20 protein-coding genes are annotated in these 21,943 nt (G+C 70.8%); 9 read left to right on the plus strand and 11 right to left on the minus strand.

Going from position 1 to position 21,943, the window contains the following annotated elements:
- Positions 1–48: 48 nt before the first annotated feature.
- On the plus strand, positions 49–1,599 hold the full coding sequence (locus tag AC07AW_RS38205) for an IS200/IS605 family accessory protein TnpB-related protein (protein ID WP_478820049.1): 1,551 nt from the start codon (positions 49–51) through the stop codon (positions 1,597–1,599).
- A gap of 229 nt (positions 1,600–1,828) precedes the next feature.
- Here the strand turns inward: AC07AW_RS38205 and AC07AW_RS38210 are convergent, their stop codons facing one another.
- Both AC07AW_RS38210 and AC07AW_RS38215 read right to left on the minus strand, forming a co-directional pair.
- On the minus strand, positions 1,829–2,047 hold the full coding sequence (locus AC07AW_RS38210; RefSeq protein WP_478820050.1) for a hypothetical protein: 219 nt from the start codon (positions 2,045–2,047) through the stop codon (positions 1,829–1,831).
- Between the two features lie 37 nt (positions 2,048–2,084).
- On the minus strand, positions 2,085–2,531 hold the full coding sequence (locus tag AC07AW_RS38215) for a carboxymuconolactone decarboxylase family protein (protein WP_478820071.1): 447 nt from the start codon (positions 2,529–2,531) through the stop codon (positions 2,085–2,087).
- A 37-nt stretch (positions 2,532–2,568) separates the two neighbouring features.
- On the opposite strand from AC07AW_RS38215, the gene AC07AW_RS38220 reads away from it, so the two are divergent.
- Positions 2,569–3,042 (plus strand): N-acetyltransferase family protein, encoded by a 474-nt coding sequence (locus AC07AW_RS38220; protein ID WP_478820051.1) that lies wholly within the window; start codon positions 2,569–2,571, stop codon positions 3,040–3,042.
- Here AC07AW_RS38220 and AC07AW_RS38225 read toward each other — a convergent pair.
- Complete coding sequence (locus tag AC07AW_RS38225; RefSeq protein ID WP_478820052.1) at positions 3,008–3,475, minus strand: carboxymuconolactone decarboxylase family protein; 468 nt, start codon at positions 3,473–3,475, stop codon at positions 3,008–3,010. The two genes, AC07AW_RS38220 and AC07AW_RS38225, sit on opposite strands and share 35 nt — an antisense overlap.
- A 120-nt stretch (positions 3,476–3,595) precedes the next feature.
- Positions 3,596–4,336 carry a GNAT family N-acetyltransferase gene (locus AC07AW_RS38230; RefSeq protein WP_478820053.1) on the minus strand — a complete coding sequence of 247 codons (741 nt, stop codon included), beginning with the start codon at positions 4,334–4,336 and terminating at the stop codon, positions 3,596–3,598.
- Positions 4,337–4,450: 114 nt separating this feature from the next.
- On the opposite strand from AC07AW_RS38230, the gene AC07AW_RS38235 reads away from it, so the two are divergent.
- From AC07AW_RS38235 to AC07AW_RS38245, 3 genes are all read left to right on the plus strand, one after another.
- On the plus strand, positions 4,451–5,281 hold the full coding sequence (locus tag AC07AW_RS38235) for an LLM class F420-dependent oxidoreductase (RefSeq protein ID WP_478820054.1): 831 nt from the start codon (positions 4,451–4,453) through the stop codon (positions 5,279–5,281).
- Between the two features lie 70 nt (positions 5,282–5,351).
- The gene (locus tag AC07AW_RS38240; protein ID WP_478820055.1) at positions 5,352–7,952 is read left to right on the plus strand and encodes a bifunctional FO biosynthesis protein CofGH; all 2,601 of its coding nucleotides are present in this window, start codon (positions 5,352–5,354) and stop codon (positions 7,950–7,952) included.
- 179 nt (positions 7,953–8,131) lie between these two features.
- A complete protein-coding gene (locus AC07AW_RS38245) occupies positions 8,132–9,250 on the plus strand; it encodes an ADP-ribosylglycohydrolase family protein (RefSeq protein WP_478820056.1) in 1,119 nt (372 codons plus the stop codon).
- Here AC07AW_RS38245 and AC07AW_RS38250 read toward each other — a convergent pair.
- Both AC07AW_RS38250 and AC07AW_RS38255 read right to left on the minus strand, forming a co-directional pair.
- Entirely contained in the window at positions 9,235–10,770 is a 1,536-nt protein-coding gene (locus AC07AW_RS38250; protein WP_478820057.1) for a sodium:solute symporter family protein, read from the minus strand. The genes AC07AW_RS38245 and AC07AW_RS38250 overlap by 16 nt on opposite strands.
- A 139-nt stretch (positions 10,771–10,909) precedes the next feature.
- Entirely contained in the window at positions 10,910–11,692 is a 783-nt protein-coding gene (locus AC07AW_RS38255) for an SDR family oxidoreductase (protein WP_478820058.1), read from the minus strand.
- A gap of 113 nt (positions 11,693–11,805) precedes the next feature.
- Here AC07AW_RS38255 and AC07AW_RS38260 point away from each other — a divergent pair, with 113 nt between their 5' ends.
- Positions 11,806–12,633: a hypothetical protein gene (locus tag AC07AW_RS38260; protein WP_478820059.1), complete on the plus strand. Its 828-nt coding sequence runs from the start codon at positions 11,806–11,808 to the stop codon at positions 12,631–12,633.
- 97 nt (positions 12,634–12,730) lie between these two features.
- Here AC07AW_RS38260 and AC07AW_RS38265 read toward each other — a convergent pair whose 3' ends face one another.
- From AC07AW_RS38265 to AC07AW_RS38275, 3 genes are all read right to left on the minus strand, one after another.
- Positions 12,731–12,931, minus strand: coding sequence for a DUF397 domain-containing protein (locus AC07AW_RS38265; protein ID WP_093875591.1), 201 nt, complete (start codon positions 12,929–12,931; stop codon positions 12,731–12,733).
- A 179-nt stretch (positions 12,932–13,110) separates the two neighbouring features.
- Positions 13,111–13,971, minus strand: coding sequence for a helix-turn-helix domain-containing protein (locus tag AC07AW_RS38270; protein WP_478820060.1), 861 nt, complete (start codon positions 13,969–13,971; stop codon positions 13,111–13,113).
- A 310-nt stretch (positions 13,972–14,281) separates the two neighbouring features.
- Complete coding sequence (locus tag AC07AW_RS38275; RefSeq protein WP_086825793.1) at positions 14,282–14,980, minus strand: GOLPH3/VPS74 family protein; 699 nt, start codon at positions 14,978–14,980, stop codon at positions 14,282–14,284.
- Positions 14,981–15,163: 183 nt separating this feature from the next.
- Between AC07AW_RS38275 and AC07AW_RS38280 the strand changes: the two genes are divergently transcribed.
- Positions 15,164–17,626: a D-alanyl-D-alanine carboxypeptidase family protein gene (locus AC07AW_RS38280; protein WP_478820061.1), complete on the plus strand. Its 2,463-nt coding sequence runs from the start codon at positions 15,164–15,166 to the stop codon at positions 17,624–17,626.
- A gap of 619 nt (positions 17,627–18,245) precedes the next feature.
- The gene (locus tag AC07AW_RS38285) at positions 18,246–19,934 is read left to right on the plus strand and encodes an MFS transporter (RefSeq protein WP_478820072.1); all 1,689 of its coding nucleotides are present in this window, start codon (positions 18,246–18,248) and stop codon (positions 19,932–19,934) included.
- 112 nt (positions 19,935–20,046) lie between these two features.
- Here the strand turns inward: AC07AW_RS38285 and AC07AW_RS38290 are convergent, their stop codons facing one another.
- Both AC07AW_RS38290 and AC07AW_RS38295 read right to left on the minus strand, forming a co-directional pair.
- Positions 20,047–20,571: a P-loop nucleotide/nucleoside kinase family protein gene (locus tag AC07AW_RS38290; RefSeq protein ID WP_478820062.1), complete on the minus strand. Its 525-nt coding sequence runs from the start codon at positions 20,569–20,571 to the stop codon at positions 20,047–20,049.
- Positions 20,572–20,721: 150 nt separating this feature from the next.
- On the minus strand, positions 20,722–21,603 hold the full coding sequence (locus tag AC07AW_RS38295) for an IS5 family transposase (RefSeq protein ID WP_478820063.1): 882 nt from the start codon (positions 21,601–21,603) through the stop codon (positions 20,722–20,724).
- Between the two features lie 114 nt (positions 21,604–21,717).
- Here AC07AW_RS38295 and AC07AW_RS38300 point away from each other — a divergent pair.
- The coding region (locus AC07AW_RS38300; RefSeq protein WP_478820064.1) for a transposase at positions 21,718–21,943 on the plus strand (226 nt) is incomplete at its 3' end.

A 21,943-nucleotide genomic window follows, 5' to 3' on the forward strand; every position in this document is an offset into this window, starting at 1 on the left:
TTTTTGTTGTGAAGTGCATTTGGAAAGACAAAACTGATCTTAAAAGGCGTGACGGTCGAGGACGAGGAGGTCCTGCGTGCCGTGGGTGCGCACCTGGGGCGCCTGGCGTCGTGGGATCTCACGCGGCGCGTGCGTGACGGCCTTGGGCATTCCGCCGATATGTGGGCTACCCGTAAGCGGGAGCTGACCGCCGTCTCGTCCTCGCGGTGGGCCGGGTCGATCACGGCGAACACCCACGATCAGTGGGGTCTGTCCCGCCGTGCCCAGCATGCGCATCTTCAGTCCTTGGACGCCGGGATTCAGATGATCCGGCACCGGTTGTCACTGCCGCTCGGGGAGAAGGGGTCCCGGGGCGTGCCAGGTGGTTACCGTTCTTGCCGTGAGTGGTTCCAGAAGTCCCGTCGGTTGATGGTTCTCGAAGGTCGTTACGAGAGGCTCAGTGCCGAGCGTGAGGCCGGACGGGTGTCTGTGGTGCGCGGCGGCAGGCGCCTGCTCAACCAGCGCCACCACCTTCCCGCCGCCGGCAGGACGCCGGAGCAGTGGCGGGCGAAGTGGGAGGCCGCCCGCTGGTTCCTGACCGCCGACGGTGAATCCGGGAAGAAATTCGGGAACCAGACCATCCGCGTCAGTCCCGACGGCGAGATCGACATCAAGCTCCCGGTGCCGCTGGCCGGTCTGGCCAACGCGAAGCACGGTCGGTACGTGTTCACCGCACGCGTGGCCTTTCCGTATCGAGGTGAGGAGTGGCGTGACCGTGTCACGGGCAACCGGGCTGTGGCGTACCGCGTCCATCTCGACACCGCTTCCGGCCGCTGGTACCTGGATGCCTCCTGGACCCGTAAGGACCTCCCCGTCGTGTCCCTGGAGGTGCTGAGGGCGGGCGGGGTGATCGGGGTGGACATGAACGCCGACCACCTCGCCGCCTGGCATCTGGACACCCACGGCAACCCGGTCGGCGAGCCGCGCCGCTTCGACTACGACCTGACGGGCACCGCCGGCCACCGTGATGCCCAGCTCCGCCATGCCCTCACCCGCCTCCTGCACTGGGCCATGGCCACCGGAGTTCTGGCGGTCGCGATCGAAGACCTCGACTTCACCGCCTCCACGACTCGAGAGAAGCACGGTCGACGCAAGAAGTTCCGGCGGTTGGTCTCAGACATCCCTACCGCGAAGTTCCGTGCGCGTCTGGTCAGCATGTGCGCGGAGGTCGGCATCGGCGTGATCGCCGTGGATCCGGCCTACACCTCGAAGTGGGGAGCCGAGCACTGGCAGAAGCCGATGGCCGGTGCAGAACGACAGACTTCCCGACACGCTGCCGCTGCGGTGGCGATCGGAAGGCGCGCCCTCGGGCACCGGATCAGGCGACGGGCGGCACCGCCCCGCGACGACCAGAGCGATCGTCGCGGGCATCGGACCGCCCAGGCCGGACCAGGCACCCGGGGACGTGAGGGACACCGCCCCCGTATCCCCGGACCACGGACACGATCCGTGCGCGCCGGACACGGGCCGAACGCGGTCGACCAGGACACCCAACACCGTTCGGGGCGTCCGGCTGAGCACGATTCCTGGCAACAGGACTCACTGCCACTCGGCTCGTAGGAACGGTCCCGCCGCCTTCGTTTGGTTGCAACCGTGTGGTGTGGGTGAAGCCGAGGGAGGGTCAGTCCTTCGGCCTGGCACCGGATGGACGTACTCCGACGCCGGCCAGTACCACCAGGCACGCGCCGACTTCACCGAACGTCCAAGCGTCAGAACGCCTCCCGCGGACCGAGTGTGGTCTGCAGGAGGCGCAGGAGAGGCTGCTGAGGTGACAGGAGGTCTGGCTCTGCTAACCCCGCCCGGGCAGCAGGCGTTCCACCGCCGCGTTGGCGGGCGGGAGGTCGGGGGTGTGGGCCGGCTTCGCCTTGGGGGTCAGGACGCCGCTGAGCGGGACGACCGAGGGCAGGTTCACGCCGCCCGCGTCGGCGGCGGCGGTTCCGGCGGCGGCGCCCGCGGCACCCGCGGCGGCGAAGACGGTCAGGGCGGTTGCGGTGAGGATCCTCTTCATGCCCGTCGTAACGCGGACGGCCCGCGTCCGGTTACGACTACCAGGTCCCGCCGGCCGGCTGCCGGGTCGTCGCGTTGAGCCGGTTGAAGAGGTTGCTGACACCGATCCACAGCACGATCTGGGCCAGCTGCTTCTCGTCGTAGTACCGGGCGGCCTCCTCCCACACCGCGTCCGGCACCGCGTCCGGACGGTCCGCGAGCCGGGTCGCGTACTCGGCGAGGGCAAGCGCCGCCCGCTCCTCGTCCGTGAAGTACGGCGTCTCCCGCCAGGCCGCGACGGCGTGCAGCCGCGTGTCCGTCTCGCCCTCCTTCTGCGCCGTCAGGGCCCCTCCGACCACGCAGTACCCGCAGCCGTTGATCTGGCTCACCCGGAGGTGGACCAGGCCCAGGGTGGTGCCGGGCACGTCGCCGCCCGACTGGACGGCCTTGATCAGCTGGAAGATCGCCGGACCGGCGTCGGGCAGGACGGAGGCGGGGTTGGGCATGCGTACGGACACAGGGGGGGCTCCTTAGGATGCGTGCATGTATCGGGAAACGAACTGGGCGCTGCGCCCGGGCCGCGCGGAGGACGTCGAGCCGATCGCCGAGCTGCGGGCCGAGGTCATGCGCGAGGACCTCGTGCGCCTCGGCCGCTACGACGAGCACCGGGTGCGCCAGCGGCTGCGGGACGGCTTCTCCCCGGCGCACACCTCGGTCATCGAACGGGACGGCGCGCTCGCCGGATGCGTGACGGTGCGCCCGTACGAGGACGGCGAAGGGCTCTACCTGGAGCACTTCTACCTGGCCCCCGAGACCCAGGGCCGGGGCCTCGGGACGGCGGTGCTGCGCGGGCTGCTCGACCGGGCCGACGCGGAGGGGGTACCCGTACGCCTCGTGGTCCTGCAGGGCAGCGCGGCCCGCCGTCTCTACGAGAGGGAGGGGTTCACGTTCGAGTCCGAGGACCCGGTGGACGTGGTGATGGTCAGAAACCCACGCCCGCCGGCTGCCGGACGGTGACGTTGAGCCGGTTGAACAGGTTCGTGACGCCGACCATCAGGACGATCGCGGCGAGCTGCTTCTCGTCGAAGTGGTCGGCGGCCGCGTCCCACACCGCGTCCGGCACCGCGTCCGAGGCGTCCGCGAGCCGGGTCGCCGCCTCGGCCAGGGCGAGGGCCGCCCGCTCCTCGTCGGAGAAGTACGGCGCCTCGCGCCAGGCGGCGACGGCGAACAGCTTCTCGTCGCTCACGCCGCTCTTCCTGGCGCTCTTGGCGCCGTAGTCGACGCAGAAGCCGCAGTTGTTGATCTGGCTGGCCCGCAGGTGCACCAGCTCCAGGATCGCCTCGTCGACCCCGCCCTGACGGGTGGCCTTCAGCAGGTTCTGGATCGCCGGACCGGCGTCGGCAAGGACGTAGGCGGGGTTGGTCATACGGGCCTCGGGCTGGTGCGCCATGGTGATCGCTCCTCGGTGTCTGCGTCTCGTTCGCTGCTTTCACTGCACTGACGGAGCGCGCACCGGGGATGTGACACGGCGGGAGAACTTTTTCGAGATTTCCTTTCAGGCCCCCGTGGCTCAGGCCTCCGCGATGAGGGCGGTCGCGACGGTGCGGAAGCCGAGCCGTCCGTAGAGGCGGGCCACGTCCGCGTCCGTGGCCGTCAGGAACACGAGCTCCGTCCCGTGGGCGCGGGCGTCCGCGACGAGGGCGGCCGTGACCGCGAGCCCGAGGCCCTGCCGCCGGGCCGCCGGGACGGTGCCGACGCCGACGACCTCGGAGACGGCCCCGACGGGCTGGTGCTGGCCGGCCGCGAGGGCGCTCCCGGTGGTGTCCAGGGCGGCCGCGAGCCGGGTCAGTCCTGCCGTGATCCGGTCGGCGATCCGCGCGGCGGTGCCGGGCTGCGGCTCCGCCTCGAAGGCGGCGTACGGGGCGGCGACGGCGGTCTCCAGGGCGGAGTCGTCGGCGCCCACGATCCGTACGGTGAAGCCCTCGGGCTCCGGTACGGGGAGCGGTGCGCCCTCCAGGACCATCAGCGGGTGCTCGTGCACGGTGAGACCGGTCGCCTCCACGGCGGCCCGCAGCCCCGGGGTCGTCTCCGCGACCCACTCGAAGGCCTCGGGCACCCCCAGCTCCCGCTGCCGGGCCCGCACCTTCTCCACGGCCGCCACGGCGACCTCGCCCTCGTGCCCGAGGGCCGGGCGGGCGTAGTAGGGCCAGCCCTGCCCCTCCTGCACGAACAGGGTCAGGGGCCCGAAGTCCTCGGCGCGGGCGGAGGAACGGGGAACGGCGTCGTAGTACGTCTCGATTCGCGTCAGCACGTGATCATCCAAGCAGTCGGGCTGCGGAAGGACAGGTGGATTTCCTGAGCGGGGTGGCGCGAGAAGCCTGCCGCGGGCCTCGGAAATCGGGGCCGTACCCCCTACCGTGCCGCTATGCGGATCTCGACCACGATCTTCCTGACCGACGAGACCATCAGCCCCGTACGGCTCGCGCGTGAGCTGGAACAGCGCGGCTTCGCGGGGCTCTACCTGCCCGAACACACCCACATCCCCGTCTCCCGGGAGACGTCGTACCCGGCGGGCGGGGAGCTGCCCCGGGAGTACGCCCGGACGCTCGACCCGCTCGTGGCCCTGGGGCAGGCCGCGGCCGTCACCGAACGCCTCGGCCTCGGCACCGGCATCACCCTCATCGCCCAGCACGACCCGATCGTGCTCGCCAAGCAGGTCGCGACGCTCGACCACCTCTCCGGGGGCCGGTTCACGCTGGGCGTCGGCTTCGGATGGAACCGGGAGGAGGCCGCCGACCACGGCGTCGACTGGTCCACCCGCCGCGAGCTCGGCCGCGACCGCCTCGACCTGATGCGGGCCCTGTGGGCGCCTGAACCGACGGCGTACGACGGGGAGTACGGCGGCTCCGTCCGGGCCTCGGAGGTCTGGCCCAAGCCGGCCGGCGGCGCCCCGCGGGTCCTCCTGGGCGGCGCGGCGGGCCCGAAGCTCTTCGCGCAGATCGCCGCGCAGACCGACGGCTGGATGCCGATCGGCGGCCGCGGTCTGACGGAGTCCCTCCCGGTCCTCCGCGAGGCCTGGGAGAAGGCGGGCCGCGCCCCGGAGACCCTCCAGCTCGTCCCGTACGCGGTGCTCCCGAACCCCGGAAAGCTCGCCCACTACGAGGAACTGGGCTGCGAGGAGGTCGTCCTGCAGCTGCCGCCGGGGGACGAGCGGGAGGTCCTGGAGGTGCTCGACGGGTACGCGCGGTACCTCTGAGGGGCGGTCGGGTCCGGGTTCCTGCGGGGACCCGAACCCTCCGTCCGGGGGTCGCTCGTATGCTCGGTTCATGACGGATCACCAGGCAGGACGACCCACCGCGAACGCCATGCGCCGTGCCCTCAAGCGGGCCAGGGACGGGGTCGCGCTCGATGTCGCCGAGGCCGCCGTGCTGTTGCGGGCGCGGGGGGAGGACCTCGCGGACCTGGTGGCGTCCGCGGGACGCGTGCGCGACGCCGGGCTCGAGGCGGCCGGGCGGCCCGGGGTCGTCACGTACTCGAAGAGCGTGTTCATACCGCTCACCCGGCTCTGCCGGGACAAGTGCCACTACTGCACCTTCGTCACCGTCCCCGGGAAGCTCCGCCGGGACGGGCACGGGATGTTCATGTCCCCGGACGAGGTCCTCGACATCGCCCGGCGCGGCGCCGAGATGGGCTGCAAGGAGGCCCTGATCACCCTCGGCGACAAGCCCGAGGACCGCTGGCCCGAGGCCCGCGAGTGGCTCGACGCGCACGGGTACGACGACACCATCGCGTACGTACGGGCCATGGCGATCCGCATCCTGGAGGAGACGGGGCTCCTCCCGCACCTCAACCCCGGCGTCCTGTCCTGGACCGACTTCCAGCGCCTCAAGCCCGTCGCGCCCTCCATGGGCATGATGCTGGAGACGACCGCGACCCGGCTGTGGTCCGAGCCCGGCGGCCCCCACTACGGGTCCCCCGACAAGGAACCGGCCGTGCGGCTCAGGGTGTTGGAGGACGCCGGCCGGTCCTCCGTCCCCTTCACCTCCGGGCTGCTGCTCGGCATCGGGGAGACCCTGGAGGAGCGCGCCGAGTCCCTCTTCGCGCTGCGGCGCGTGGCACGCGCGTACCACTCCATCCAGGAGCTGATCATCCAGAACTTCCGCGCCAAGCCGGACACGGCGATGCGCGGGATGCCGGACGCCGAGCTCGACGACCTCGTCGCCACCGTCGCCGTCGCCCGGCTCATCATGGGCCCCTCCGCCTGCCTCCAGGCCCCGCCGAACCTCGTCGACTCCGAGTACGAGCGGCTGATCGCCGCCGGCATCGACGACTGGGGCGGGGTCTCCCCGCTCACCATCGACCACGTCAACCCCGAGCGGCCCTGGCCGCAGATCGAGGAGCTGGCCGCCCGGTCCCGGGCCGTCGGCTTCGAGCTGCGCGAACGGCTCTGCGTCTACCCCGAGTTCGTCACCCGGGGCGAACCCTGGCTCGACCCCCGGCTCCTCCCGCACGTCCGCGCCCTCGCCGACCCCGAGACCGGCCTCGCGAACCCCGACGCGCCCGTGCGCGGCCTGCCCTGGCAGGAGCCCGACGAGGCCTTCACCGCGACCGGCCGTACGGATCTGCACGCGACCATCGACACCGAGGGCCGCACGGGCGACCGGCGCGACGACTTCGACGAGGTGTACGGGGACTGGGAGGCGCTGCGGGAGGCCGCGGCGCCCGGGATGGTGCCCGAGCGGGTCGACGGCGACGTCCGCGAGGCGCTCTCCGTGGCCGCCGACGACCCGACGAAGCTCACCGACGCCCAGGCGCTGGCCCTGCTGCACGCGGACGGCCCGGCCCTCGACGCCCTGACCCGCATCGCGGACGACGTCCGTGCCTCGGTGGTCGGCGACGAGGTCACGTACATCGTCACGCGGAACATCAACTTCACCAACGTCTGCTACACCGGCTGCCGTTTCTGCGCCTTCGCCCAGCGCCGCACCGACGCCGACGCGTACACCCTCTCCCTGGACCAGGTCGCGGACCGCGCCCAGCAGGCCTGGGAGGTCGGCGCCGTCGAGGTCTGCATGCAGGGCGGCATCCACCCGGACCTGCCCGGAACGGCCTACTTCGACATCGCGCGCGCGGTGAAGAAGCGGGTGCCGGGGATGCACGTCCACGCCTTCTCGCCGATGGAGGTGGTCAACGGCGCGACGAGGACGGGCCTGTCCATCCGTGAATGGCTGACGGCGGCGAAGGAGGCCGGGCTCGACTCGATCCCGGGCACGGCGGCGGAGATCCTCGACGACGAGGTGCGCTGGGTGCTGACGAAGGGCAAGCTGCCCACGGCGACCTGGATCGAGGTCATCAAGACCGCGCACGAGCTGGGCATCCGCTCCTCCTCCACGATGATGTACGGGCATGTGGACCAGCCCCGGCACTGGCTCGGGCACTTCCGCACGCTCTCCCGCATCCAGCAGGCTGCACTGGATTCAGGGCGGCAAGGCTTCACCGAGTTCGTGACGCTCCCCTTCATCCACACCAACGCGCCCGTCTACCTCGCGGGCATCGCCCGCCCCGGCCCGACCGCCCGCGACAACCGCGCGGTCATCGCCATGGCCCGGCTCCTCCTCCACCCCCACATCCCCAACATCCAGACCAGCTGGGTGAAGCTGGGCACGGAGGGCGCGGCGGAGATGCTCCGCTCGGGCGCGAACGACCTGGGCGGGACGCTGATGGAGGAGACCATCTCCCGTATGGCGGGGTCGAGTTACGGCTCGTACCGCTCGATCCGCGACCTGGAGGCGATTGCGGAGGCGGCGGGCCGCCCGTCCCGGCCCCGCACGACGCTGTACGGCGAGGTCCCGGAGGAGCGGCAGCGCACGGCCCGCGCGTCGGACGGCCACCTGCCGGAGCTGCTGCCGGTCCTGCCCCAGGAGTGACCTGCGGTGTGGGCGATCGTCCCGCTGGGGCGGGACGATCGCCCACAACGAGGTGGTGGGGGAAGGCGGTCAAAAGGGGACTGAAGGGCGTCGGATTACATAACGCAACGACCCCCGAACGAGCACATCCGGTCTATTACAGTGCTGGACCAGGAGCTGTTGACCGGGGGAGGCACATCGTGGCCACGACAGCCGCGGCCGTGTGGGGCCGTGCCGAACAGCAGGACTTCCGGGCCCGTGTGCGGGGCTGTCTGCTCGGCGGGGCCCTCGGGGACGCGCTCGGGGCGGGGGCCGAGGGCCGGACGCTCGCCGAGCTGCGCGAGGCGCACGGACCTGACGGACTCACCGACCCCGTGCCCGCGTTCGGCCGTCGCGGCGCCGTCACCGCCGCCACCCAGATGTCCCTGTTCACCGTCGACGGCCTCATCCGCGCGCAGGTCCGCCGCGACACCGGTGCCTGGCACCCGCCCACCGACGTCCACCGGGCCCATCTGCGCTGGGCCGCAACCCAGCGCGACTGGGGCCCCGACGAGCGCCGCAAGGACAACGGCTGGCTCGCCCGCGAGGAGTGGCTCTACGCCCGCCGCAACCCGCTCCGCGCCTGCCTCACCGGCCTCGGGGACGACGTCCTCGGCACCCTCGACAGGCCCAAGAACCCGGACGCCGGCGACTCCGGCGCGCTCGTCCGCTCGGCCCCGTTCGGGCTGCTCGTCGGCTGGGAGCCGCAGCTCGTCTGCCAGCTCGCCGTGGAGTGCGCCGCGCAGACGCACGGCGCCCCGGCCGCCGGCCTCGCGGCGGGCGCCTTCGCGGTCACCGTCCACGGCCTCGCGCGCGGCGGACCGGTGGAGGCGGCGGTGGCCCGTGCCCTGGAGCAGCTGGCGGTGCGTCCCGGTCACGAGCCGGTGACCGAGGCGCTGAAGGCCGCGCTGACCGCCGTACGGGAGGGGGCGCCGGACGCGGACCGGGTGACGGCCCTCGGGGCCGGGGAGGACCGGGCCGAGGGGCAGCTGGCGGCGGCCGTCTACTGCGCCCTGGTCGGCGAGGACGTACGGCACGGACTGCGGCTCGCGGTGAACCACGACGGGCCCTCGGCGGTGACGGCCGCGCTCACCGGCGCGCTGCTCGGCGCCCTGCACGGCGAGACGGCCCTCCCGCCGGCCTGGCTGGCCGACCTGGAGGGCCGTGCGACGGTCCTGGAGCTCGCGGACGACTTCGCGATGGAGATGACCCAGGGCGCCGCCCTGCACGGTCCCGCGGAGTCCGCGCCGGGCTGGCTGGCGCGCTATCCCAGGGGCTGATCGGTCCGCGAGCCGGCCTGGGCGGGGACGCCGGCGCCGTCGCCGTCCGACCCGATCCGGTCGAGCAGCGCGTCCCGCTCCGGGGTGTCCTCGGGCTTCACGTAGCCGATGAGGACGTACAGGACGAGCGAGGTCGCCAGCGGCGAGACGATCTGGATCTGGAGCTCGATGCCGTCGAGGCCGTAGTTGGTGAGCCAGAAGACGAAGAGTCCGGCCGCCCAGGAGACGAGGGCGGCGGTGGGGCCCGACTTCCGGAAGGGGCGCAGCAGGCCGAGCATGAACGGGATCGCGATCGGTCCCATGAGTCCCGCGACCCACTTGATGACGACGGTGATGATGTCCTTGAAGGTGGGGGAGTTGACCTGGGTGGCGACGGCCATCGACAGGCCGAGGAAGGCGATGGTCGACCAGCGGGCGGCGACGAGTCCGGCCCGCTGCGACCAGCTCCTCGCGGCCCTGCTGAGGACGGGCGCGATGTCCCGGGTGAAGACGGCCGCGATGGCGTTGGCGTCGGAGGAGCACATGGCCATGGTGTGCGAGAAGAAGCCGACGACGACGAGTCCGAGGAGGCCGTGCGGGAGCAGCTGCTCGGTCATCAGGGCGTACGCGTCGGAGCCGTCGGGCTTGTTGGGGTGGACGAGCAGCGGCGCGCACCACATGGGGAAGAAGAGGACGAGCGGCCAGACGAACCAGAGGACGGCGGAGAGCCGGCCGGAGCGGGTGGCCTCGCGGGCGGACGGGGTGGCCATGTAGCGCTGGGCCTGGTTCCACATGCCGCCGCTGTACTCGAAGGTCTTGATGAAGAGGTAGGCGAGGAGGAAGGTCAGGGTGTACGGGCCGGCCGTGGGCGCGGTGTGCCCCTGGAGCTCGGGCCGGTCCCACACCGTCCACAGGGCCTCCACCCCGCCCAGCTTGCCCAGCACCGCGACGAGCATCGCCACGCCCGCGAGGAGCTGGATCACGAACTGGCCGAGTTCGGTGAGGGCGTCGGCCCAGAGCCCGCCGACCGTGCAGTAGATCCCGGTGACGACGCCGGTGATGAGGATGCCCTGGTTGAGGGAGATGCCGGTGAAGACGGAGAGCAGGGTCGCGATCGCGGCCCACTTGGCGCCGACGTCGACGATCTTCAGGAGGACGCCGGACCAGGCGAGGGCCTGCTGGGTGGGGAGGTTGTAGCGGTCCTTGAGGTATTCGAGCGGGGAGGCGACCCGGAGGCGGGAGCGCAGCCGGTTGAGGCGGGGTGCGAAGAGGTGGGCGCCGATGGCGATGCCGATGGCGATGGGGAAGGACCAGGTGACGTAGGAGGTGACGCCGTAGGTGTAGGCGATGCCCGCGTATCCGGTGAACATCACCGCGCTGTAGCCCGACATGTGGTGCGAGATGCCGGAGAGCCACCAGGGCATCCGGCCGCCGGCGGTGAAGAAGTCGGAGACGGTGTCCACGCGCTTGTGGGACCAGACGCCGATCGCGACCATGACGCCGAAGTAGCCGATGAGCACGGCCCAGTCGAGACTGTTCATTGCGCCCCTCCATGAGGTCCGGTCCGCCTTGTGAACGCGGTTCATGGTGTGGGGAGTTGGTGGGCTGCTTCAATGCAGGGGAGGGTCAAGGGGCAGTAAAATCGTTCTCCTTACTGACCCTTGTTCATGTGTGTGAACGTCAGCGCATCAGCTCCCCGGCGTTGACCAGCAGCGACTGCCCCGTGATCGCCCGCGCCCGGTCCGAGGCGAGGAACACCGCCGCCTCCGCCACGTCCCCGTCCGTCGCCAGCTCCGGCAGCGCCATCCGCTCGGTGAGCCGGGCGAGCACCTCCGCCTCGGGCACCGCCTCGGTGTGCGCGGCGAACTGGACGTACGCCTGGACCGGCGGCCCCCACATCCAGCCCGGGAGCACGGTGTTGACCCGGATCCGGTGCGGCCCCAGCTCGTGCGCGAGCGAGTACATCGCCGAGGTCAGGGCTCCCTTCGAGGCCGCGTACGCCGCCTGCCGCACCTGCGAGGGCGCCGCCACCGCCGACTGTGTCCCGATCAGGACCACCGAACCCCCACACTCCTTCAGCGCCGGCAGGCAGGCCCGGGTCATCCGCAGGGTGCCGAGCAGGTTCACGTCGAGGACCCCCTGCCAGGTCCCGAAGTCCGCGTCCTCCAGGCCCCCGAAGTAGGAGTCCCAGGCGGCGACGTGGACCACCGCGTCGATCCCGCCGAAGCGCTCGACGGCGAGCGCGGCGAGCGCCTCGCACTGCTCCTCGTCGGTGATGTCCGTGACCCGGTACGCGGTACGGCGACCCTCCGGGTCGATCTCCGCCGCGGACTTGGCGAGGTTCGCCTCGGTGCGGGCGCCGAGGACGGTGTTGCCCCCGTCCCGTACCACCGTCTCCGCGATCCGGTGCCCGAGCCCGGCACCGACCCCCGACACGACGACCGTCTTCCCCTGGAGCAGCATCCGGACCCTCCTCGACCCTGGCCAATCATCTGACGGCCCGTCAGAGTAGGTGCCTGTCACCGACAAGGGAAGACAAGCGAAGAACAAGGGAAGACACGGGAAGGGGTACGGGAGTGAGCGAGGAGACCCACAGCGAGACGTACGCGGAGCTGGCCGCCGTCGGTCCGTACGGCGTGCGTCCCGGCCACGCGCTGATCACCATGGTGGAACCGCATCCGGGCCACGAGTACGCGTACAACCGCTGGTACGAGGACGACCACTACTACGCCGGCGCCATGGCCATGCCCTGGATGTACGCCGGCCGGCGCTGGGTCGCCACCCGCGAACTCCAGGAGCTGCGCTACCCGGAGAAGTCCGCGGTCGCCCAGCCGGTCACCGCCGGCGCCTACATCTCCACGTACTGGATCACCGAGGGCCGCTACGCCGACCACATGAAGTGGACGGTCGGGATCAACAAGCGGCTGAACCGCGACGCCCGGGTCCACCAGGCCCGGACCCACGTCTTCACGTCCTTCCAGGACCACGAGGCCACCGTCTACCGCGACGGCGCCGCCGGTCCCCGGGACTTCCACGCCCTGGACCACCCCTACCGCGGACTCGTCCTGCAGGTGATCGACGCCGAGGACGCGGGGAAGCGGGCCGAGGTCCTGGAGTGGCTGCGGTCCCGGGAGCTGCCGCGCCGGCTCGCCGGCTCCCCGGCGGCGATGGTGACCGTCTTCCGGCCGACTCCGCTGCCCGGCGACCGGATGACCTATGTGAAGCAGGTCGAGGGGGTCGACACCCGGCTCACGCTGCTCTGGTTCCTGGAGACGGACCCACGGGAGTGCTGGGAGGAGCGTTTCACCGGGCTCGACGCGGGCGGGCTCGGCCGGGTCGAGCTGGTGGCGCCGTTCATCCCGACGGTGCCGGGGACGGACCGGTACGTGGACGAGCTGCGCTGAACCGCGCGGGAAAAGAGCCGAGCCCCCTCGGCCAGGACGGCGGACCGGTCGAGAGGGCTCATACGTACTGCTGGTGACGGCGTGCGCGCACCGGGGCTCAGAGGGCCCCGTTGCTCACCTCGCCGACGAAGGCGTTCCACGAGCCCGGTCCGAAAGAGAGCGACGGACCCTCGGGTGCCTTGGAGTCCCGCACCGCGATCGCGGCCATGACGGGGGACTTCACTTCGACGCAGGCCCCGTTCCCACCCGAGTACGAGGACTTCGTCCAGGTGTCCGTACCACCCTGAATAATCGCCATGCTGCTCACTCCGGTTCTGCCAAGTAGTGTGTCGCGCCAACGTTCTTGATGGCGTGATCGACGCTACTCGCCGGTCCCGTGCGGCGGGACCGGCGTTCACACGTCCGAGTGGCATATTCAGCTGGCGCTTCCGTGGGAGCGATCACCAGGTGTATGGTGCCTGCCCCGCCCCCGGAGGGTCACCCCTGGGCGTGCTTCTTCGCCATCTTCGAGATGAACTCCCGCGTCTGCTCGACGTTCAGCGCCTGCGCCCTGAGGTGCTCGTACATGACGGAGTACTTGCCGACGTCCTGCGCCTTCTCCAGGTACAGATCGCTCGTCACGCCCTCGATGTAGACGACGCTGGAATCCGAGGTGTCCGGGAACTCCAGGATCGAGTACTGGCCGCTGATCCCCGGGTGCGCGCCCATCTCGAACGGGATCACCTGCACGGTGACGTGCGGCAGGTGCGACTGCTCCATGAGGTGCTCCAGCTGTTCGACCATCAGCTGCCGGCTGCCCACGATCCGGTGCAGCGCGCCCTCGTCGATGACGGCCCACAGCCGCAGCGGACGCTCCTCGTCCCGGATCCGCTCCTGGCGGCGGGTCCGCACCGTGACCCGCTTCTCGATGTCCGCCGCCGTCGACTCCGGCATCGCCCCGGAGATCACGGCCTCCGCGTACGCCGGGGTCTGCAGCAGTCCGGGGATGATCTGCGACTCGTACATCCGCAGGCTCTCCGCGTCCGTCTCCAGACCGATGTAGACGCTGTACGGGATGTCGCCGAAGGCGTGCCACCAGCCCTGCTGGCGCGAGTCCTTGGCCATCTGCATGAGGGAGTCGACCATGCGCTCGTCCTCGACCTCGTACACACCGCACAGGTCCCGGACGTCACGCTGGCTGATGGAGCGACGGCCGTTCTCCAGCCGGCTGATCTTGGACTGGGAGACGAGAAGGCGCTCGGCGACCTGCTCGGCCGTCATGTTCTTCGCCTCGCGGAGCTTGCGCAGCTCCTGGCCCAATCGGCGTCGCCTGACGGTGGGGTTGACGTTGGACGCCACGGAAACTGCACCTCCGGCTGTCTGCTGCGTAGCTGTGAGTATCTACCGCTTGGCAGACTGCCACCAATGGCCGGGTGTGCGCTGGGAAACCCGGACAACGGGAAAGCGGGGCAGCGCACATGTGCGGGACGGCCGTCCAGACCGCCCCGCACAGCTGTGCGGCTCCCGGGTGGTTCTCGGTCGTGCGTGTTTCCGTACGCCCGGTGGTCCCGTACGCGCGGTGTTTCCGTACGTGCGGTGGTTCCGTACGTACGATGGTTCCGTACGTACGGCGGTTCCGTGCGCGCGGTGGGTCAGTACGCGCGGTGGTTCAGTGCGCGACCGCGCGGGCCATGCTGCCGCGAGGCTGCGCCGGGACGCCCGCGGCGCTCCGTCGCGGCTGCGCCGCCGCACCGTTCTGGACGTCCATCACGGCGTGCGCCACGAGTCCGCCCATGGGGTCGTGCCGGATCAGATCGCGCAGTCGGGACCGCGACGACCGTCCTTCGTTGCCGGGGTACAGGTGCTTCCCGAGACCGACCGCGTGGGCCAGCGCGGCAAGCGCCGCGGTCCGCGGGTCCGGCGGTACGCCGGTGCGGATCGCACTGTCCAGTCGGGCACGGATCTCCCGACTGATCGCCGTGTCCGTCGCCTGGTAGCGAGTCGTCGGCAACACCCCGCACATCTGGCCCTCCACGGCATGCACCATGCCGCATCGCTCCAGATGCGAGAGATACGTCTGACGGAGCCCCAGCCGGGGCCCGCCGATCCAGTGGACGGCCCGAACCGGGCTGCCACGCCTGCGCAGCAGCTCCAGTGCGGAGTCCAGTGTCGGATCTCCGGTCGGCCGTGGCATCACCACGGCGATACGATCCCCGTCAGGGGCTATCCGGCCTGCCAGAGCCAGCTCCACTAGCTGTGCTCCGGCCAGACCGAGGTCGAGCGACTGCGGCTGCGCTGTGGTACCCGTGGTCGGGTCCAGAGCGAGCAGTAGAAGCTCTTCCGGAATAGTTCTGCGGCTCCTGCCCATCCATGCCTCCCCGCGTGGATGAATGACAGGGTGACCCCTCTCACATTCATCTGTCGAGAGTGCCTGGGTGGTTCATCCGGGAACCAGTAGGTATGTCGTTCTCGTCTAGCACGGGAGCCAAGGGGTTCACACAGGACACTGGTAGACGGTTCGGACGTACGTATGACGCATGGAGGAGGCACGGTGGCGGGCGAGTCCCCCGACAAGGCGGAGCAGCAGGGGTCGTCTCAGGAGACGGCGGCCTCGGGCGGCGGCGGCCGGGATCCTCGGCTTTCCGTGCTCCGTGAGTCAGAGTCCTCGCCGTCCGCGGCGGTTCAGGTCGACCAGCCGACGGCCGTGTTCAAGACGCTGGCGCCGCGCACGCCGGAGGACGACGAGCCGAAGGCGGCGGCTGAGCCGAAGTCGGAGTCGGAGTCGGAGTCGGAGTCCGAGTCGGAGTCGGAGTCGGAGTCCGGGTCGGAGCCGAAGTCGGAGTCCGGGTCGGAGTCGGAGTCGGAGTCCGGGTCGGAGTCGGAGTCGGAGTCCGGGTCGGAGTCGGAGTCGGAGGGCGACCGGCTGAAGGCGGCCGTGGCGGCTTGGGTCGCGACGGCGGAGGAGCCGCAGGCGTCGCAGGCCTCGGAGGTGTCGGAGACCTCGGAGGCGTCGGAGACGTCGGTCGAGGAGCCGGAGCCCGAGGAAGACGGTGAGCCCGAGCCGGAGGACGAGGCCGAGGCCGACGACGCCGAGGGCGAGGACGAGCCGCAGGACGACGAGCCGGACGACGAGCCCGAGGACGGGCCCGAGGAGGCGGACGAGGAGTCCGACGACGAGACGGACGAGGAGTCGGTCGAGGACAAGGCGCCCGTCGACGACAAGGCGCCCTCCGCGTCCTGGTTCGCCACGCGGAAGCCGGTCGCCGCCGAGAAGCCCTCCGCCGACGACAAGCCGGCGGAGCCCGAGGAGTCCTCGGACTCCTCCGACGCGGCCGACGACTCCTCCGAGGACGAGGCGCCGGCCGAGGAGCCGGCGGAGGCGCCGGTCGACCAGCCGACGACCATGTTCAAGATGGTCCGTCCGCCCGTCGTGGACCAGCCGACCACCGCCCTGAAGCTTCCGCCCAGCCTGACCGCGGACTCCGACAGCGAGCGCACCAGCGTGTTCCGCGCGCTGCGCCCCGACATCCCGGCCGACCAGAAGGCCGACCAGAAGGCCGAGAAGGCGGCACAGGAGGCCGCCAAGGCCTCCGCCGCCCCGGCTCCCGCCCCCGAGGCCCCGGCCGCGCCCAAGGCGCCCGCGCCCAAGCAGACGGCCGCGCCCGCCCCCGTACCCACGCCGGCGGCGCTCGCCGAGCCGGAGCGGACCCGGCAGCAGCCGCTGCCCCCGCTGCCCCCGCTCGACCTGCTCGCGGAGCTGACGAACACGCCGCCCCCGCCGCCGAGCGCGGTGCGCACGACCCTGCGCCGGGTGCGGATCTGGACGCCGCTGGTCCTGCTGCTCCTGATCGTCTTTGCGATCGTGCAGATGGTCCGCCCGCTGCCCCCGACCGAGCTGACCCTGTCGGCCGAGCCGACGTTCACCTTCGAGGGCGGCGAGCTGCAGATGCCGTGGCCCAACGAGGGCCAGGGCGCCGTCGAGGTCGAGGGCGTCGGTTCCATGGGCCAGTACGGAGCGCAGAAGCCGGCTCCGATCGCGTCCGTGACCAAGACGATGACCGCGTACGTGATCCTCCGCGACCACCCGATCAAGGGGAAGCAGCAGGGCCCCGAGATCACGATCGACAAGAAGGCCGCCGACCAGGCGAAGCACGATTCGGAGTCGACGGCGCCGGTCCAGGAGGGTCAGACCTACACGGAGAGGGAGCTCCTGGAGCTCCTGATGATCCCCTCCGCGAACAACGTGGCCCGGCTGCTCGCGCGTTGGGACGCCGGTTCGGAGGCCGCGTTCGTCGAGAAGATGAACGCCGCCGCGAAGGAGCTGGGCATGACCCAGTCCACGTACACGGACCCGTCCGGTCTGCTCGACAGCACGATGTCGACCCCGCAGGACCAGCTGAAGCTGGCGAAGGCGGTCATGCAGTACGACGTGTTCCGCACGATCGTGAACATGCCGAACGTGACGGTCGACGGCATCCCCGGCCGGATCGAGAACAACAACAACATCCTGCTCCACGACGGTGTCAGCGGCATCAAGACCGGCTCGTCCACCCCGGCCGGCGGCAATCTGCTCTGGGCGGCGAACACCGTCGTCGACGGCCAGAACCGCCGCATCCTCGGCATCGTCATGGGGGCGAAGAACGCCAAGATGCTCATCGACAAGCTGCAGCTCGCCATCGACAACAGCCTCAAGCTGATCCAGCAGGCGCAGAAGGACGTCACCTCGGCGGCCGTGGTCAAGAAGGGCCAGGTCCTCGGCTACGTGGACGACGGTCTCGGCGGCCGCACCCCGGTGATCGCGACCAAGGAGCTCAAGGCGGTCGGCTGGCCGGGCCTCAAGGTGGAGCTGGACCTCGGCGACGGCGGCAAGGCCGTCCCGCACTCCGGCAAGGCGGGCGACATCGTCGGCCAGGTGTCGATCGGTACGGGAGCCGGCAAGGTCAGCTCCCCGGTCGCCCTCCAGACGGACCTGGTGGAGCCGGGCTTCGACAAGAAGCTCACCCGAGTGGGCTGACGGCGCGGGCGAGAGTTCGGGCCGTGAGTCCGGGCCGGGTCCGGGCCTTGAGTCCGGGTCGGTCCGGGCCTTGAGTCCGGGTCGGTCCCGGGCCGAGTGTCCGGGCCGGGTCCGGGCCGAGAGTCAAGCCGGTCCGGGCCGTGAGTCCGGGTCGGTCCGGGGCGTGAGTCCGGGTCGGTTCCGGCCGTGAGTCCGGGCCGAGTCCGGGCCGGGTCCGGGCCGAGTCCGGGTCGTGAGTCCGGGCCGAGAGGTCACCCGCAACAGCCGGGCACCCCGGTTCTCCGGAGTGCCCGGCTGTTAGCGTTTCCGGGGGACGAGAAGCACGCGTGACCGCGCGAGAAGCGAGACGGCAGCACGGGAGAGGGCCGCAGTGACCACCGCCGAGCCGACACGCGCCGACCGCGCGGAGTCCGACCCCGACGTCTACCGTGATGGCCATGACGCTCGTGACCCCGGGGACATCGCCCGCGACTCGCACGCCGATATCGGATCCGATTCGCTCTCGCGAATAGTGCTCCCGACCCAGCGGCCCGCCCCCGCCCCCGCACCGGCGCCCACCCGGGCACAGCCCGCCCCCGCACCCGTCGCCGCCCCGCGGCGCAAGCGCCGTTACCCGGTCATGGTGGCCACCGGGCTCGCCGCCCTCACGCACGTCCTGTGGTTCTTCCTCTTCGCGAACAGCGGTGGGGACCTGGCCGCGCAGGACGCCTGGGCCGAGTTCGTCGGACGGCACCCGGACTCCGCGTACAACCTCGCCTGGTACGGCGGGATGCACCCCGTCTCGTACAGCGTGGTCTCGCCGTACCTGATGTCGGTGCTCGGCGTGCGCAGCACGATGATGGTCGCCGGGACGCTGTCGGCGGCGCTGACCGCGCTGATCCTGGTGCGGGTGCGGGCGGTCCGTAACCCGATGGTCTGCTCGATCGCGGCCGTCTTCGCGTTCCTGTGCAACGCGCTCTCGGGCCGGGTGACCTTCGGCCTCGGCATGATGTTCGCGCTCGGCGCGGTCGCCGCCGTCTTCTGCTGGCCGCACCGCTGGCGCTTCAAACGCTGGGCGAAGGCGGCGGTCGCCGCACCGCTGGCCGGTCTGGCGACGGCGTGCAGCCCGGTCGCCGGACTGTTCCTCGGGGTCGCGGCCGCGGCACTGTTCCTGAACAAGCGACGCCCGGGCGCGTACGCACTCGGGCTCGCGCCGGTCGCGGTGGTCGCTCTCTCCTCCTGGCTCTTCCCCTTCTCGGGCACCCAGCCGATGGCCTTCGGCTCGACGGCGCTGCCGCTGCTCTTCGGCGTCCTCGTCCTCGTCCTCGTACCGAAGGACTGGCGCACGGTCCGCACGGCCGCGGCCGTCTACTCCATCGGCACGCTCCTGACCTGGCTGATCGACTCGCAGATCGGCTCGAACATCTCCCGACTGCCGATGCTCTTCGCGGGCGTCGTACTGCTCGCGGCGCTGCCGTACACGGCGCCGCGCTCACGCCGCTGGTACGCGCTGCTGCTCGCCGTCGCAGGACTGAACTTCTGGATCGGCTTCAAGGGCGTCGACGACGTCATCCGCACCGCCCCCGACGCGTCCTGGGCACGCGAGCTGGCACCGCTCGTCAACCAGCTCCAGGTGCGGGACGCGGGCAAGGCGCGGGTCGAGGTCGTGCCGGCGTCCAGCCACCGCGAGTCCTCGGCGCTCAGCCCGTACATCAACCTGGCGCGCGGCTGGAACCGGCAGGCGGACATGGAGCGCAACCCGCTCTTCTACGACGACACGCTGAACGCCGCGAACTATCAGGAGTGGCTCGACCGCTGGGCCGTCCACTACGTGGTCCTGCCCACCGGCGCCCCGGACTCGGGCGCCGAGCAGGAGGCGGAGCTGGTCCGCGAGGGCCTGCCGTACCTGAACCAGGTCTGGTCGGACGAGAACTGGCGGCTGTACGAGGTCGAGAACCCGACTCCGCTGGCGGACCCGCCCGCCCAGGTGCAGAGCGCGGAGGAGAACGAGGTCGTGATCCGGGTCGACCGCCCCGGCCGGGTCCTCATCCGCGTCCCGTACTCGCCGTGGCTGGCGCTCATGGACGAGAACGGCGGCAAGATCGAACCGCCGCAGGAGACGGAGGCCTCGAAACTGGCCCGCGAGGATGCGGAGACCGAACTCCCCAAGGTCTTCGCCAACGAGAAGGGCTGCCTCTTCAAGGCGGAGGCGGACATCGAGGGCGACGAGTGGACGGAACTCGTCGCCCCGAAGGCGGGCGTGTACCGCCTGGGCGCCCCGTACAAGCTGTCGCGGGGCACGGCCTGCCCGGAGGAACTGCGGAGCTAGAGCCTGTCCGGCGAATCTTTCGGCTCGGCACGCCTGGCACGACTTCGTGGGCTGATCCCCGAGTGTGCCCAAGGTTGCCGCTCCCGGCGTTGGGTCGCGTCAAGGTTGGGTTTCAGGCGAGCGACGGCCACCGATCGGCAGCCCACTCCGGCCATCCCGACCATCCAGGAGGCGGAGCTCCGATCTCATGCCCTTCGAGTTCGGCGGCGTCGGGCTCCTCGAACAGCGTCCTCCAGTGCACGAGGTCCGCTTCGTTCATCGGGAAGGTCTGATTCGGGGTGGCCGACTGGCGGCGGGCGATTCGAGCACGTTGGGTCTCATGGTCCACCGGCACGTACACAAGGCGGCAGGATGCCCCCGCAGACTTCACCAACCAGCGGATCGCGGACCTTTCGTCACGGGACCAGCATCCGAAGTCCAAGACCACGTTGGTTCCAAGCGTGAGCGCCTCCAGACCGAGCCAGAGGAGCCGTCCTTCCAGCACGTCGCGCTTCCCATTCGCCTCCGGCTCGCCGAACAGCGGAATCATCCATTCATCCGGCGTCAGCCGCAGGGCGTTGTGCTCCTCGGCGAGTTGCCGAGCCCTCGTGGTCTTGCCGGCCCCGGGCAGGCCGATCGTCAGAAACAACGTGGTCACATCCTGATCGTAATCAGGAAGACCAAGTACACGGCGACTGTTTTCTGCCGGGATCGCCTGGCCGCTCTGCGGTTGGGCAGCGCGATGACAGCCAGTGGTAGTGACTGCACTGTCCCACGCAAGTGGACCGATGCCCTGCTCATCGGCTGATTACGACCTGAGCCAGAGGCGGATCGAAGCCACGACGACCGTGCCGTGGAAGACGTAGGCGCGCTTGTCGTAGCGCGTGGCCACACCGCGTGAGTGCTTCAGGCAGTTGATCGTCCGCTCGACCTCGTTGCGGCGCCTGTACATCTGCCGGTCGAAGCCGGCCGGTCGGCCTCCTGCGCTGCCGCGGCGCCGGCGGTGGGCCCGCTGGTCCCGCCGCTCGGGGATGGTGTGCTTGATCTGCCGCCGACGCAGATAGCGGCGGTTACGGCGCGAGCTGTACGCCTTATCTCCGCCCAGGTGATCGGGACGCGTACGCGGACGTCCGCCCCCGGCGCGCTTCACCTTGATGCGTTCCAGCACCGGGATCAGCTGCGGGCTGTCGCCCCACTGCCCCGGCGTGATCAACAAGGCCAGTGGCCGGCAGCCGCCCTCCCCGGCCAGGTGAATTTTGCAGGTCAGACCGCCCCGCGAACGGCCCAACCCCTCGTCAGCCCGGTGCCGGCGAGGTATCGCTCTCCGCCGGGGAACCCGGGGCGTTCTGCGCGGCGCCCCGGCCGCGTGCTGATGGGCCCGGCACGATGTGGAGTCCACGCTCACCATGCTCCAGTCGATCCGCCCGGCGGCGTCGGCATCCGCCAGAACCGCATCGAGAATCCGCTCCCAAGTACCGTCCGCTGACCAGCGACGGTGACGCTCGTACACGGTTTTCCAGCTGCCGAACCTCTCCGGCAGGTCCCGCCACGGGACGCCGGTGCGGATCCGGAACAGGACCCCGTTGATCACCGTCCGGTGATCACACCACCGCCCACCCCTGCCACCCGGCTTCGGCAGATGCCTTGCCAACCGAGCCCACTCGTCGTCCGTCAGATCTCCCCGCCCCACCAACAGAACGATGCTCCATGAGGCAGGGCGCGTCACCAAGATCCGCCGGACAGGCCCTAGTAGTGCTTTGTTAGGTGTCTTGTCGTGGTGGGTGGTTGGTAGTTCGCTGGCTGTATGAGGGTTGGGGAGCTTGCTGGGGTGCGGGGCCGGTTGGAGGAGTTCGCGGCGGAGGTGTTCGCGCCGTTGGTGCGTCGGGACCAGCGGGCGAAGGGTGCCTTGTATCTGCGGGGGCTACTGCTGGACGCCCGCAGGAAGTCGATGCAGCCGATGGCTGAACGGCTCGGTGTCGATCACCAGCAGTTGCAGCAGTTCATGACGACCTCGACGTGGCAGGTCAGGG

It is taken from the genome of Streptomyces sp. NPDC044003 (genome assembly GCF_056435185.1).

What these genes read in the sequence shown, in the direction of transcription:
- AC07AW_RS38210 (WP_478820050.1), bottom strand. Translation starts at nt 2,047, where the DNA reads ATGAAGAGGATCCTCACCGCAACCGCCCTGACCGTCTTCGCCGCCGCG.
- AC07AW_RS38215 (WP_478820071.1), bottom strand. Translation starts at nt 2,531, where the DNA reads ATGCCCAACCCCGCCTCCGTCCTGCCCGACGCCGGTCCGGCGATCTTC.
- AC07AW_RS38220 (WP_478820051.1), top strand. Translation starts at nt 2,569, where the DNA reads ATGTATCGGGAAACGAACTGGGCGCTGCGCCCGGGCCGCGCGGAGGAC.
- AC07AW_RS38225 (WP_478820052.1), bottom strand. Translation starts at nt 3,475, where the DNA reads ATGGCGCACCAGCCCGAGGCCCGTATGACCAACCCCGCCTACGTCCTT.
- AC07AW_RS38235 (WP_478820054.1), top strand. Translation starts at nt 4,451, where the DNA reads ATGCGGATCTCGACCACGATCTTCCTGACCGACGAGACCATCAGCCCC.
- AC07AW_RS38240 (WP_478820055.1), top strand. Translation starts at nt 5,352, where the DNA reads ATGACGGATCACCAGGCAGGACGACCCACCGCGAACGCCATGCGCCGT.
- AC07AW_RS38250 (WP_478820057.1), bottom strand. Translation starts at nt 10,770, where the DNA reads ATGAACAGTCTCGACTGGGCCGTGCTCATCGGCTACTTCGGCGTCATG.
- AC07AW_RS38255 (WP_478820058.1), bottom strand. Translation starts at nt 11,692, where the DNA reads ATGCTGCTCCAGGGGAAGACGGTCGTCGTGTCGGGGGTCGGTGCCGGG.
- AC07AW_RS38265 (WP_093875591.1), bottom strand. Translation starts at nt 12,931, where the DNA reads ATGGCGATTATTCAGGGTGGTACGGACACCTGGACGAAGTCCTCGTAC.
- AC07AW_RS38275 (WP_086825793.1), bottom strand. Translation starts at nt 14,980, where the DNA reads ATGGGCAGGAGCCGCAGAACTATTCCGGAAGAGCTTCTACTGCTCGCT.
- AC07AW_RS38285 (WP_478820072.1), top strand. Translation starts at nt 18,246, where the DNA reads ATGGTGGCCACCGGGCTCGCCGCCCTCACGCACGTCCTGTGGTTCTTC.